General features: G+C 69.5%; 9 protein-coding genes and 1 pseudogene. 5 read left to right on the forward strand and 5 right to left on the reverse strand.

Features of this window, described 5'->3' with window-relative positions; translation table 11 throughout:
- Positions 1-3 precede the first annotated feature (3 nt).
- Both ACFYW8_RS35670 and ACFYW8_RS35675 read left to right on the forward strand, forming a co-directional pair.
- A complete protein-coding gene (locus tag ACFYW8_RS35670) occupies positions 4-2,532 on the forward strand; it encodes an FAD-dependent monooxygenase (RefSeq protein WP_389088195.1) in 2,529 nt (842 codons plus the stop codon).
- Positions 2,533-2,576: 44 nt separating this feature from the next.
- The gene (locus ACFYW8_RS35675; RefSeq protein WP_389088200.1) at positions 2,577-3,410 is read left to right on the forward strand and encodes a methyltransferase; all 834 of its coding nucleotides are present in this window, start codon (positions 2,577-2,579) and stop codon (positions 3,408-3,410) included.
- Between the two features lie 76 nt (positions 3,411-3,486).
- Here the strand turns inward: ACFYW8_RS35675 and ACFYW8_RS35680 are convergent, their stop codons facing one another.
- The 3 genes from ACFYW8_RS35680 to ACFYW8_RS35690 form a co-directional block, all read right to left on the reverse strand.
- Positions 3,487-3,705, reverse strand: coding sequence for an acyl carrier protein (locus ACFYW8_RS35680; RefSeq protein ID WP_389088204.1), 219 nt, complete (start codon positions 3,703-3,705; stop codon positions 3,487-3,489).
- Entirely contained in the window at positions 3,689-4,762 is a 1,074-nt protein-coding gene (locus tag ACFYW8_RS35685) for a beta-ketoacyl-ACP synthase III (protein WP_389088209.1), read from the reverse strand. The genes ACFYW8_RS35680 and ACFYW8_RS35685 overlap by 17 nt, the downstream gene beginning before the upstream one ends.
- A 319-nt stretch (positions 4,763-5,081) precedes the next feature.
- Entirely contained in the window at positions 5,082-6,194 is a 1,113-nt protein-coding gene (locus ACFYW8_RS35690; RefSeq protein ID WP_389088213.1) for a catalase family protein, read from the reverse strand.
- A 189-nt stretch (positions 6,195-6,383) separates the two neighbouring features.
- Between ACFYW8_RS35690 and ACFYW8_RS35695 the strand changes: the two are divergent.
- The 3 genes and pseudogenes from ACFYW8_RS35695 to ACFYW8_RS35705 all read left to right on the forward strand — a co-directional run.
- Positions 6,384-6,615 (forward strand): annotated as a pseudogene (locus ACFYW8_RS35695) (IS701 family transposase); the annotation flags it as partial.
- 1,966 nt (positions 6,616-8,581) lie between these two features.
- Positions 8,582-8,725, forward strand: coding sequence for a hypothetical protein (locus ACFYW8_RS35700; RefSeq protein WP_365881138.1), 144 nt, complete (start codon positions 8,582-8,584; stop codon positions 8,723-8,725).
- A gap of 46 nt (positions 8,726-8,771) precedes the next feature.
- Positions 8,772-8,903, forward strand: coding sequence for a hypothetical protein (locus tag ACFYW8_RS35705; protein ID WP_365881140.1), 132 nt, complete (start codon positions 8,772-8,774; stop codon positions 8,901-8,903).
- A gap of 227 nt (positions 8,904-9,130) precedes the next feature.
- Here the strand turns inward: ACFYW8_RS35705 and ACFYW8_RS35710 are convergent, their stop codons facing one another.
- Positions 9,131-10,741: a peptidoglycan-binding protein gene (locus ACFYW8_RS35710; protein ID WP_389088224.1), complete on the reverse strand. Its 1,611-nt coding sequence runs from the start codon at positions 10,739-10,741 to the stop codon at positions 9,131-9,133.
- Positions 10,742-12,304: 1,563 nt separating this feature from the next.
- On the reverse strand, positions 12,305-13,072 hold the full coding sequence (locus ACFYW8_RS35715; RefSeq protein WP_389088231.1) for a thioesterase II family protein: 768 nt from the start codon (positions 13,070-13,072) through the stop codon (positions 12,305-12,307).
- Between the last annotated feature and the right edge of the window lie 3 nt (positions 13,073-13,075).

Raw genomic sequence — 13,075 nt, forward strand, 5'->3', positions numbered from 1 at the left:
GTCATGCCATCGGGACATCGCCCCAGAGCCCTTGTCATCGGCGCCGGTATCGGCGGTCTGACGTGTGCGGTCGCGCTGCGGCGCGTCGGCATCGACGTCGAGGTCTACGAACGTGCCACCGAACTGCGGGGCGCCGGCTCCGCTCTGTCGGTCATGAGCAACGCCGTCACCGCCCTGGCGGGCTTCGGCATCGATCTGGGCCTGGACAAGCGCGGTCAGGCCGTGGAGTCGTTCAGATACATGGACCGGCGCGGCCGACGGATCAGGGACCTGCCGTTCAAGGAGGCCTGCGACCGGGCGGGCGCGCCCAGCTTCTGCATCAGCCGCGCGGACCTCCAGGAGGCTCTGCTGGCGGAGGCCGGGGACTGCCCCATCCACCTGGGGGCGACCGCCACCGGCTTCGAGACCACCGGCGCGGCGGTCACCGTCCGCTTCACCGACGGCCGCTCGACGAGCGGGGACATCCTGATCGGCGCCGACGGCTTCAACTCGGCCGTACGGCGCCACCTCGTCGGCCCCGAGCAGGCACGGGACGCCGGCTACCTCTTCCGGCTCGGTGTCGTCCCCTTCCAGCACCCCTGCCTCACCACGGGCGCCGTCCGCCACTACTGGGGCAGCGGACAGCGTTTCGGCCTCATCGACATCGGCCACGGCCGCGCCTACTGGTGGGCCGCCATGAGCACGTCCGACGGCGCTCCCCGCCCGGACCGCGTCAAGGACACCGTCAGCCGGGCCTACGAGGGCTGGGCCGACGAGGTGCGGGCGGTCATCGAGGCCACTCCGCAGGCGGACATCCTCACCGCCCCGTCGCACGACCGGGCCTTCCTGGAACGATGGGGCGACGGCCCAGTCACCCTGCTCGGCGACGCCGCCCACCCCATGCTCACCACGCTCGCCCAGGGAGCCGGCACGGCCATGGAGGACGCCGTCGTACTGGCCCGGACGCTGGCCGGGGCGACGACCGGCGACGACCCGGTGCGGGCCCTGCGCGCCTACGAGGAGCGGCGCCGTGACCGCACCCGGGCGATGGTGGCCGGATCCCGCAGGATGAGCGAACTGACCCAGGGAGCCGACCTGCGCCACCGTCTGGTCCGCAACGCCTACTTCCGGTTCGTACCCCGTCACATCCTCGCCCGGCAGACCGCCGAGGCCCTCACCTATCCGGATGGCCCGGCGACTGAACCCACCGGTGTCCAGCGCGAGTTGAGCCCGCTGGAGCGCCTGTACTGGATCGCCGGCCGGACCTCACCGCTGAACGTCATCGCCCGCGTCCGCGTGCATGGACACCTGCCCCCGGCACTGCACCGCCGCGCCCTGGACACCCTCCAGCTCCGGCACCCCCTGCTGCGGGTGGCGATCACCGACGACGGCACCGGAGCACATCCCGCCTTCGTTCCGCTGGACGGGCAGCAGATCCCGCTGCGTTACGTCCATGTGGCACCGGACGACCCCACGGCCGACACCAGGTGGGAGCGCGAGGTCAACGAGCACGAGCTCGTGGCGGGCATGGACTGGCGAACCGGGCCTCTGCTGCGTGCGGTGGTGATCACCGGAAGCGACGAGGCGGGGAACGTCCACGACCTGCTGCTCACCGCCTCGCACATCATCGCCGACGGCAAGACGTGTCTGTCCCTCGTCCGGGAGTGGACCGAGCTCGCCGCGCAGTTGGACCGGGGCACATTGCCCCAGGCCGACACCAGACGGGTCCTGCCGGCGACGGACGACCTGCTGCCGCCCCGCCTCCGGGGCGCGGCCGGTGTCGCGGAGTTCAGGGCCATGATGCGACGGGAGCAGCGGGCGGCCCGGCGGCGCCCCGCACAGCGGGTCGTTCCCAGCCGTCGCGTCCCGTTCGGACAGCGGCGTACCCAGATGGTGCACCGATCCCTGCCGTCCACCCAGGTGGATCTCCTGGCGGAGACGGCCAGGCGACAGGGGACCACGGTCCACGGCGTACTGGCCGCCGCGCTGGTGACGGCGGTCGCCCGGGACGCGCAGGCCGCGGCGGGCGCTCATTTCTCGATCGGCTCTCCGGTCGACTTCCGTGGTGACCTCGCCCCGGCCGTCTCCCCCGACGAGGTCGGCACCTACGTGGCCACGGTCCCCTCCCGCGTCCGTTACACACCCGGTGGGCCGTTGTGGCCGATGGCCCGGGAGATCAGTCAGGACCTGGTGCGGCGCCGCAGGCGCCAGGAGCACCTCGCCACGGTCAGCCTGCCGCGCTGGGCGGGACCGAAGTCGCTGGCGGACGGCGAGTCGTTCATGCGGTTCATGGACGAGGAAGGACCGATCAACCTGTGCCTGTCCAACGTCGGCCGCTACGAGTTTCCCGACCGGGTGGGCTCGTGGCGGGTCGGCGACGCCCAGTTCCTCACGGGCGTCTCGGTGATGGGCGCCATCGTGGCGACGACGACCACCAGCCACGGCCAACTGGCCTGGAACTTCAGCTACATCGAGGACATGGTCCCGGCACTGCGCGCGGCACGCATCGCCGACGACGCCGTTCGCACCGTACTGTCCGCCCTCGCCGAGTGACCGGTCCGCCTGCCGTTCCCCTCCTGTCGAAAGGTTCCGTTCTGATGACCGATTCCCCGATCCGGACGCCGGCGCGGCGCCGTGTCCTGCCCGTCGGCGAGAACGGCTCGCTGTGGGAGACCCGGCCCTCGTGCGGGATCTTCGCGTTCCGCGGCACGCGTCTGCGGCTCGTCGTGGAGGACCCCGCCGAGATCCTGTTTCCCACCGACTGCGGGCTGAGCCTGATCAGCGCCCTCAACGGTGACAACGCCCCTGGACTGGAAGGCGTGAGGGCCCTGGACATCGGAGCCGGGTCCGGTCTCTACAGTGTCGCCCTGCTCGCGGCCGGAGCGGAGCTGGTGACCGCCCTGGACATCAACCCGGCGTCCGCCGGCCAGACCACGGCCAACGTCGTGGCCAACGGTCTCGACGGCACCCGGCTGACCTGTGTCACCTCACCGCTGGAGGAGTACACCCCCGATGAGCGGTTCGACCTGGTGATCACCAATCCGCCGCACCTGCCCTACGACCCGAGCTACGCGACGGGAAACGGGCTGGAGACCGCTCTCGTCGCCCGCAGGGGCGGCCGCGCGGTGTACGACTCCGTCGTGGAACGCATGGACACGCTCCTCGCGCCGGGCGGCACCCTGCTCATGGCGCACTCCTCGCTCGCCGACATTCCCCGCACCGTCACGGAACTCACCGCGCGCGGCTATGAGTCCGAGACGCTGGAGATCTTCGAGATGGACATCCCGCTCCTGGCGTACGCCGAGCACAAGGAGACCATGCTGACCCTGCTGAAGGAACGGCGGGCGGCGGGCCAAGCGGAGTTCGACGGGTCACGATTCACCGTGCACGCCCTGATGTTCCGGCGTCCCGCGGGCGCCACAGGCCGCTGACGTCGCTTCGGCACGCCCCGACGACACGTCGGAGCGAAGGGCCCGCCGCATGTCCCGGCGGGCCCGTCCGCGCTCCTCAGACCGACGCGTCCTGTTTGTTCTGCATCAACTGGGCGATCTCCGCCAAAGTGCCCGCACCAGCGAGTTCATCGAAGCTGATCTGCACGCCGGGGTCTCCTTCCAGCACGAAGGACAGTTCCACCACGAACAGTGAGTCCAGGCCCAGGGCCGTCGGCCTGGCCTCGGGGGAGACCAGTTCGGGCCGCACCTGGAACCTGTCAGTCAAGATCTTCACCAAAAGGTCGTACATACCGTCTCTCCGAGCTGAGTTGGTGAGGGCTTTGGTCCGGGCTCAGGAAGTCCGGCCACACGAGGGTGGTGGCTCCCCAGGTCAGGCCGCCGCCGAAGGCCGTGAGCAGGACGCGGTGTCCGGGCCTGAGGTCCCCCGCGCGGTCGGCGTGATCGAGCAGGATCGGAATCGAGGCGGCCGAGGTGTTGCCGACCTGCTCGACATTGGACAGCGCGCGCTCCGCGTCGACGCCCAACCGCTCGGCGAGCATGGCCAGGATCCGCGCGTTCGCCTGGTGGGCGACGATCCGGTCCACGTCCTGCGGCTTCCACCGCGCGGCGTCCAGCGCCTCGCGGGAGGCGGACGTCATGTGCTGCACGGCGCGCCAGAACACTTCCTGCCCCTCCAGGCGCAGATACCGGTCCGCCGGTGCGCCGCCGGGTCTTGAGCGTTCCTCGGAACCACCACCGCGTACGGTGATCAGGTCGCGGCCACCGCCGTCGCTGCCCAGCACGCAGGGCCCGAGGGCGCCGGGCTCCTCACGGTGGCCCGAACGCAGGACGACGGCGCCGGCTCCGTCGCCGAACAACATGCTCGTGGGGTCGTCCGGAGCGACGCTCAGCGACAGCGAATCAGTACCGACCACCAGGACACTGTCGGCCGTGCCCGCCGCGATCAGGCCCTGCGCGACCGCCAACCCGTAGACGAAGCCGGCGCACACGGCCTGGACGTCCAGCGCGATCGCTCCGGCCATCCCCAGTCGTGAGGCGACGCTCGGAGCGGTGCCGGGGCACGGCCTGTCCGGCGACGTGGTGGCGACGACCACGGCGGCGACCTGGCCGACCGCCGACCGGACCAGCGCCTCGCGGCCGGCCTCGACCGCCAGGTCCCCGCTGCTGGTACCCGGCTCCACGACGTGCCGGGACCGGATGCCGGAGCGCTGGTACATCCACTCGGGCGACCGGCCCAGGCGCTCGGCCAGTTCCTCGTTGGCCACGCGGCGCGGCGGCACCCAGGAACCGACCCCCACCAGGACGGACGCCGGGACCTCTTGGGCTCTCAATTCCCCCACCCTCCACCTCGGCGACGGACCGGGAGCCTCGTCGGGGCAACCGCACTCCATTCCCGAACGGACCCTCGGGCGAGACTCCACGTAGTCACACGCATACGCACTGCCTCATGAAGCACAGTCGTATCACGCCGAACACCCAGGCAGCCGAGCGACTCGCAGCCCCGGGTATCGAGGCATCACCCGGCCCCGGGTGAGGGCAGGAAGGCGACGCGGGAGCGGCCCACCGCAGAGAGAGCACGCGGCCCCCGAACCTCGAAGCGCGCTACGCCTACCACTTGACCTGCGCGACGGCGGGCGCGACCGAGGCAGCTCAGCCCAGCAGCTCAGCGCTGCCGGCCGGTTCGCGCCGCTCTTGCCCGTTGATGCGGTGCCGTTCGATGGACGAGCGCCGGTACACCTCCTGCCGCACCCGCTGAATCTCGCCGATGGGCCGGTGGTCCTCGCGTGAACGCCATGGCGTGATCGACGTGGCGTCGGCGGCCGCCAGGTTGTCGTACCCGCCGATAGCCTGGCGCGGGAGATCCACCCGGGCGACCGTCACCCAGGGGGACAGGTCCTCGGGCCACTTGACGGACGTGTTGTCCACCGGCATACGGGCCAGATCGGTGTTGAGCTGGACCTGGAGCTCGAAGGAGTGGTCTCGCTCCGCGGCCTCGGCCACCAAGGTGCGGCGGAATGCCTCATTGTCCGCGCGCACGTCCACGATCTGCTGCGTGATGGAGGCCAGGGACGCGGCGGTCGGCACGGTACGGATCTTGGCGATGTGTTCGCCGTACCGGAAGGCGCCCATGCTGTTGTAGCTGTACGACAGCAGGTTCCTGCGCGGGACACCGGTGAACGACAGCATGGCGAGCAGTTCGTCCCACAGCCAGCTGTCAGGATCGGTGAGCGTCAGCCGACGGGTCAGGAACTCCGCCATCCAGGTCTTGCGGCGGGCGGGGTCCACGAGGGCCTCGGGCAATTCGGCGAACAAATCCTCGATCACCATGTAGTCGTAGGCCGTGTTCGCGAAGAAGACATCGTTGTTGATCAGGTTGAGGTCGAAGGTACCGCTGTCTCGTTCGTCGTCCAGCAGCGAGGGGCCCGCAACTCCGAACAGCTTGATGCCCATTCCGCAAGCCGCGCCCAACTGGTGGTCGGGGCGGTCGTGGCCCAAGCCGTTCGAGTAGCGGACGACGGCGTCGTACGCGGTCGGCCGTGCGAAGATTCCCTGCCGGTAGAAGCCAGAATTGTCACCAACCGTGACCGTGGCCTTGAGGAGGCCGTAGGTCTTGCCGTGGGCCGTGCGGACAGCGCGGCCGACGGTCTCGCGCTCGACCGAGGCGCGAGTACGACGCGCCACCTGGGCGATGACTGCTTCCATCTCCTCCTGGTAGGAAGGGCGTTCGATGGGCCGGTAGTCCTCGTAGCGAACAGGATTCATTGTGCCGCCTCCCTCTCGTGGTGTACTGCGCACAGACGCTAGTACGCAATTTAATTGTGCACAACATAACTGTGGGCGATCGCACGTTCCCAGCACCGAATCGTCGGTGCCGGCTACTCGTCGGTGCCCAGTGCGTGGGATGCGGCGCAGAGGGACGACGGACAGAAAATGAACGGCTCCCGCAAGCAGTCCAGTAGCTACCTGGTCTGTCCAGCCAAGGTCCGCCGGCGCATCGAGCACGACCACCGCGAACTCAACACGGCCTGGGACCGGACCACTTCGAAAGCCGATCCTGGCCGGCCGGCACCACCACGTCACCCTCGTGACCGCCACCCACGTCTTCCTCACCGAACAGCGCCTCGCCCCAAAAGCACCCGGACCGGTCTCACCCCCTACCAAGTCCTCGACGCCCTCCGGTACGTTCCGAGGTGCTGAACCGGTGTCTGCACCACCTGCCACCAAGCCCTGCCACCAAGCCGCCCTGCCAACCTGGTGTGCCGCGCGCCGGGCGGCCGCCGCAACCCCATGACCACTGGAAGCGCGAGACCCACCTCTTCACGGCGCACTGGGGCAACCGATCACCGTTCAGAAATTGCCGATGTTCGCGTCCTCGTCGCCGGTGCCCGGGCCGGTGAGGGCTACGCCATCGCCAGCGTTGAACTCCTGGCCACAGTCAACGTGCCGCACCTCGTTGACGGCAGACGGGTGCGTGGTTGTGGCCTCTGTCGGCGCTGGCGAGCCCGCTGCCGATCAGGCGGATGCCGTGCGCGGACCAGGTGGAGGTTTCTGTGCTGGGGAGCCCTGCCAGTGTTTCAGCCACCGGCTTCCCCTTTGCTGCTCGGTGAGCCACTAACTGGTAGAAGAGGCGCTGATGCTGCCGGAAGGACTGACGGAAGGACTGGCGGAGGAACTGGCGGAGGGCCTCGCGGAAGGGGTTGCCGTCTGCGAGGGGGAGCTGGGGCGGCGGCCGCTGGAGGCTCGGGGGGTCGGCTTCGCCTTCACCGGTGGCGGCGCACTGGTGGTGGCGGGAGGCCGAGAGACCGGTGACGTGCTGCGAGTCGCCGTTGGCAGAGGACGCCGGATCCCGTCACCGTTTCGGTCCCGTACGCCCTTTCGGGCCGGGTGCGTGGTCACACGCTCCGGTGAAGCCTGTGAATCGGGAACGCGGACCCCGGGCTCTTCGGGGGACGGCTGTTCCGGGATCGAGGCTGCTCGTGGGGCCGTCGACGGGGGAAACACCGATGCGGTGGCCAGGCCTCCGAGGAGGGTGAAGGCGGCTGCGGCAAGAGACCGGACGGCATACTTCTTCAGCCGCGCCGGACGGTCGTACCGGTCAGCCGACAGGTCTTGCGAGGCAGTCGGTGACCCGGGAAGGGGCGACCCGGAGGAGCTCGGTCCCCGACTCGAGCGGACCTCCGGCATCGCGGCCTCGACGGCCGGAGCACCGCCTCTCCGATCGCTCGGCTGTGCCATGCCGGGGTCGTATGCCCCACACTCTGGGCAGGTAACGGCGCCGTTGAGCGTGCGGCTGCACGGGATGCAGTAGTCCATGAAGCGACCGTCCTCAGTCCTTGAGTTGACGGGAGCAAAGGTGCACCCAACCCGGGCAGCAGTCAGCGGCGGGGAGACGCCGCTTGGTTTGTTTCGGACCGATCTTTGACATGCACGAACCTCACTTACCGGTCTATAGGTGGGTCACCGGTTACTGGGTTCAACGGGGCGCATCGAATGAGTGCTCACCCGCAGGCTGAAAAGTGGGGTATGTAACTCTGCTGGAAAGGACGTTGATGACCGGGACGGCGCGGCAGCCTCGGCGTACGAGCCGAACGGTTGCGGCTCGATCCGGGCCGAGTGCTGCTCACTTCCCACGGCTCGACGTCCCCTGGGCGCAATTTCTTCGCTCCTGCGATGTCCTGGGGCAAGGCAGTCAGGCTGAGGAGAGTCCCACGGGCAGCAGCAACCGCACTGCGACCACAGCCGGTCGTCTCGGCGGCCGCCGCGAGTCTGCTCCCACCTTCGAGACCTGCCAGACCGTGGGAGGGCAACCAGAATTGAGCACTTACCGGCATGGAGGTGAGGCGCGCCGGACTGCCGGGGCCGACGCGGCGACAGCGGTCGCATCAGCGTCGACGCTGCGGAACACCACCCTGATCACGCAGAAGCGGCCAGGTTGTGAGCACCCGGGTCAGGGGGTCGGACCGCGCAGCCGCACGGCCCGGCACCTTCCGGCCATCCAGCGGTGCCGGTCGAGGGGCAATTATTCAGGGGCAGTTGACGGCCGGGTCCCCTGTGTCACGGTTGCAGGTGTCGAAGCCGAGGCCGCCGTCGAGGGTGTCGTTGCCGGGTCCCTTGGAGTGCAGTCGCCGGACGGTGCGACGGTGCCCCTGATGCTGTTGCCGGTCTGCCCAACGGTGATGCTGTTGCCCCGCCCCACCCCGGAAGTGACGGTGATGGTGGTGCCGGTCTTGTTCACCAGCGTGGCGAGAATCCCTGCCGCCGTGCTGCGGCAGCCGCGGTGGATGCGTCCGTGAGGTACAGAGTGAAACCGCACACCGTGGCCAGAAACGCGATGGTGCGATGGACCCTCCTTCTCAAGACCTGCCCCCTCACTGGGAAGCCGCGCTGAAGGTGGAGTCGACCATGCGCACCGGTTACGAGCACGGCTTCCGGGTGATCACTCTGACCGACTGCGTCGCCGTCACCTCGTAGGACAAGCAGGACAACGCCATCGCCTACAACTTCTCGATGTTCTCGCTGCCGATGGCCTCTGCCGACGTCATCGCCGCCCTGTAGCCCCGCCGTCGGCCGCCCTAGGCCGTGAGCCGTCCGGTCATGCCGGACGGCTCACGGGCCCGCGTCGTGTCGACGGGGCGACCGTCTGCCGGTGCCACGGGATCACGTGCCCGGAGGAAACGGCGCCTCGGTCCGGTACCCGGTCAGCGGACGCGGATGAAGACCACGTCGTAGAAGCTCGCTGTGGTGCGGTGCCTGATGTAGACGCCGTACGGCCCGTTGCCGTTGTCGTCCGTGGTGTTGCCCTCGACGGCGGTGAAGGAGGAACCGCCGCTCACCGTGCGGACGATGCCTATGTGCTCGTGCCCGCCGGTGAAGTCGCTGCCGCCGTTCCAGTCATAGGCCACGATGTCGCCGGGCTGCGGGTCGGTCGTCACCGAGAGGTGCCGCTGGCCGGCCCGCGCCTTGTTGACCCAGCCCGAGACGTAGGTGTCGTTGAAGGTGGTGGCCCCCGTCTGCTTGGCCACCCAGCTCACGAAGGTCGCACACCAGGCGTACTTGTTGGTCGACTTGGACATGCCCACGGCGGAGCCGTAGCTGTTCGCCCGGGCGCTGCCCTGGACCGTGCCGACCTCGGCCTCGGCCACCTCCAGCATCCTGGCGTACCCGCCGCCGGACGGGGTCGTGGCCGGCGGGGTGACCACGCCGTACAGGGCGGACTTGGTGCCGGGGCCGACCCTGCCGTCGGCCGTGAGGCCCGCCTCTGCCTGGAAGTCACGCACCGCGCTGTCGGTCAGCGCGCCGAAGTCGCCGTCGACGGCCAGGTCGGCGCCGTGGTGGTTGAGCAGGCTCTGCAGCTCGGTGACACAGCCGCTCTTCTGGCCCTTGATGATCTCGTTCGGGCAGGACGCCGAGGTCAGGTTGATCGGCGACGGGGCGCCGTTGCCGCCGCCAGCGCTGATGTTGGCGTACAGGGCGGCCTTGGTGGCCGGGCCGACGTCGCCGTCGGGCTCCAGGCCGTGCGCGGTCTGGAACGCCTGCACGGCCACGAAGGTCTCGGCGCCGAACTGGCCGTCGACGGCCACGTGTTGTCCCTGACCGTTGAGCAGGGCCTGCAGGGTCAGGACGCAACCGCCGCTCTGGTCCTCCGTGATGGTCGTCGGGCAGGCCGCCGAGCGCAGGTCCAGAGCCGTCGACCCGGACTCGTCGGTGTTGTAGAGCGCGGACTTGGTGCCCGGGCCGACCCGGCCGTCGGCGGTCAGGCCGTTCGCGGACTGGAAGGACTTCACCGCCGCCAGGGTGCCCGCCCCGAACTCGCCGTCCACGCCGACGTCGTAGCCGAAGTGACGGAGCAGCTGCTGCAGTTCGGTGACGCAGCCGCTCTTGTTGCCCTGGAGGATCTCGGTGGGACAGGCGGCGGACGTCAGGGTGATCGGGGAGGGTGCCGAGCCGCCGGTGGCGTAGAGCTTGACCTTGGTGCCGGGGCCCACCCGTCCGTCCACGGCGATGGCGACGGAGGCCTGGTACTCGCGGACCGCGTACAAGGTGGCGGCGCCGAAGCTGCCGTCCACCGTCAGCCCGGCGCCGTGGGCGTTGAGCAGGTTCTGCAGCTCGGTGACGCAGCCGCTCGACTGACCCTGCAGGATCTCGGTGGGACAGGAGGCGGAGGTCAGCTTGATCGCCGCCGGAGCCGCCATCGCCGGGGCGGCGGCGAGCAGGGAGGCCGCCGACAGGAGCACCGCGGCCACCGCCACCACGGCGGTCCGGGCCCGTCGGCCCGACTTCACGGAAGAATCCCTGGATATGGTCTTCATAAGGGGTAAATGTCTCCTTCGACGGATATGCGGATGACCGGTCGGTCGAACCGTGTCGCACACCGCCGGGTTTCGTCGTTCGCGGAGGATGCCGCAGGCCCGACGGCAGACGTCCGTCCTGGGCCCGGAACCGGCATGTCATGAGGGAACCGGCACTTCTGACCGTTCCGGCACGGGGGGAGCAAGGTTTGCCACCCTTGGAGCCGGAACCGTAAAGCCGGGGTTGCGGAATGTCATGATCCAATTTTCATTCCGCGCATGACGGTGACAGCTCGCGCCCCTTCGCGCAATGCCGGGCGGTACAACTGGCTTGATTTCATTGCCACTTCGGTGCGCGCAAGGGCGATCACCGGTCCGCGAGCGGGTGTTCCCGGGGGGCTGGGGCTGTTCTCACAACACCGGAGGGCAAGTGGTCCGGTTTGAGGGGCCATATTCCGCCACGAGGCCGGCGGGGACGTCATCGTCCCCGCCGGCCCTCCCGGTTTCCCACACCCTGAACCGGCGACGCCCTTCCCCACCCCGGACTCCGGCCGGCCGCTGAGCCAAGGGGGCGTGCGGGTGTCGAAAGAGGGCGCGCACAGGCCCTCCGAGGAACGAGGAGGGCCGAGCGCGGTCGGCCTCCCCCAGCCTTCGGCCGGGGGTGCCCCCGTACACCCGCCTGTAGCGCCCCAGCGGCGAAGCAGCGCTAGCTGGACAACCTCACGACGAACGTCACCGGCTCGCCTTCGCGGCAGCGGAGACGGCGATCTCGCCGATCCGACTCGGTCCTGGCCACCGCTCACGGGCATGGTGTCGCGTCGTCGCACCCCATGTGCCCGCGGACCTGTGCTCCTTGCACCGGCCGAGGGCCCACGGCGACTGAGCGCCAAGGCCGGGCTCGGCCTCTCAGCCCGATCACCTACCACGCAACGACTCTGAGCCGATCAGCGCCAGATACCCGACTTCAACGGAGCGTAGTCAGCACCAAGTCAGCACGGGACAGGTGAAGACGGGTGATGACATGGGCTTTCAGTCAGCACCGAACCAGCACGGGGGAGTCAGCACCGCACCGCCGAATCACCCCGAACCACGCGTCCCGGACAGCACTCGTTTCGACCACCTTCGAGTCCCCGAACCGCCCTTCCGTGAGCCGGCATGGTGGCCGCACGCATAGCCACCCCTCGAACTATGTTGCCCCGCCATATGTGCACCTGACCTGCATGTTTCTACGGTGTGCCGACACGTACCCGTCCCCACCGCACACGAGGAAGTGGCGCACATGGCCTCCGGAACCACCACTCCCCCACCAACCTCAAGCGCATCGTCGTCGCCAGTCTCATCGGCACCACCATCGAGTGGCATGACAACTCATCCGTTCAGAACCAGGGCCTGTGGTTTCGTCTCGTCTGCGGCCTCGAAACCGGCACCGAACCAGCATCTCGCGCCGCACGTGCGGGAAGCTGGTGACGGAGCGCTCCGTCGGGGGCTCTGCAGGACGACCTGCTGCCGCAGGCCATGGCAACGTGCTGCAGCAGGATCGCCGCGCTGTGAGGACGTCTCACGGCGCGACGGGCAGGCCGGTCCTCATGCCCGGTCGGACGTCTCCAGCTGGGTGGCCATGAGGCGGACGATCTCCGTCTGGTGCTGGGCCAGGAAGAAGTGGCCGCCGGGGAAGACCTTCAGCATGAAGGGGCCGTCGGTGTGCCCGGACCAGGCGGCGGCCTCCTCCACGGTGACCTTCGGGTCGTCGTCGCCGACGAGGCAGGTCACGGGGCAGCGCAGGGGCGGCCCGGGTTCCCAGACGTAGGTCTCGGCTGCGCGGTAGTCCGCCCGGATGGCCGGGAGGATCATGCGCAGGACTTCCTCGTCGCCCAGCAGCTGGGGGTTGGTGCCGCTGAGGCCGCGCATCTCGGCGACGAGGCCGTCGTCGTCGCGCAGGTGGAGGGTCTCGTCACGGTGCGTGGACGGGGCGCGGCGGCCGGAGGCGATGAGGGCGGCGGGCGTGACGCCCCGCTCCTGCTCCAGCCGTCGGGCGATCTCGTAGGCGAGGGAGGCGCCCATGCTGTGGCCGAACAGGGCGATGGGCCGGTCGGTCCAGGGCAGGAGGGCTTCGTAGACCTTGTCGGCGAGCGCCGGTACGGAGTCCAGGAGAGGTTCGGTGCGGCGGTCCTGGCGGCCGGGGTACTGCACGCACAGCACGTCGACGCTGTCGGGCATGGACCGGGACACGGGGAAGTAGAAGCTGGCGGAGCCGCCCGCGTGGGGCAGGCAGACCAGCCGGACGCGGCTGTCGGGGCGCGGGTGGAACCTGCGGATCCAGAGGCTGTTGTTCTCGGTGAGCGGGGAGTTCACGGA

Source organism: Streptomyces sp. NPDC002742 (assembly GCF_042888885.1).
Lineage (GTDB): Bacteria > Actinomycetota > Actinomycetes > Streptomycetales > Streptomycetaceae > Streptomyces.

What these genes read in the sequence shown, in the direction of transcription:
- ACFYW8_RS35670 (WP_389088195.1), top strand. Translation starts at nt 4, where the DNA reads ATGCCATCGGGACATCGCCCCAGAGCCCTTGTCATCGGCGCCGGTATC.
- ACFYW8_RS35675 (WP_389088200.1), top strand. Translation starts at nt 2,577, where the DNA reads ATGACCGATTCCCCGATCCGGACGCCGGCGCGGCGCCGTGTCCTGCCC.
- ACFYW8_RS35690 (WP_389088213.1), bottom strand. Translation starts at nt 6,194, where the DNA reads ATGAATCCTGTTCGCTACGAGGACTACCGGCCCATCGAACGCCCTTCC.
- ACFYW8_RS35700 (WP_365881138.1), top strand. Translation starts at nt 8,582, where the DNA reads ATGCTGTTGCCGGTCTGCCCAACGGTGATGCTGTTGCCCCGCCCCACC.
- ACFYW8_RS35705 (WP_365881140.1), top strand. Translation starts at nt 8,772, where the DNA reads ATGGACCCTCCTTCTCAAGACCTGCCCCCTCACTGGGAAGCCGCGCTG.
- ACFYW8_RS35710 (WP_389088224.1), bottom strand. Translation starts at nt 10,741, where the DNA reads ATGAAGACCATATCCAGGGATTCTTCCGTGAAGTCGGGCCGACGGGCC.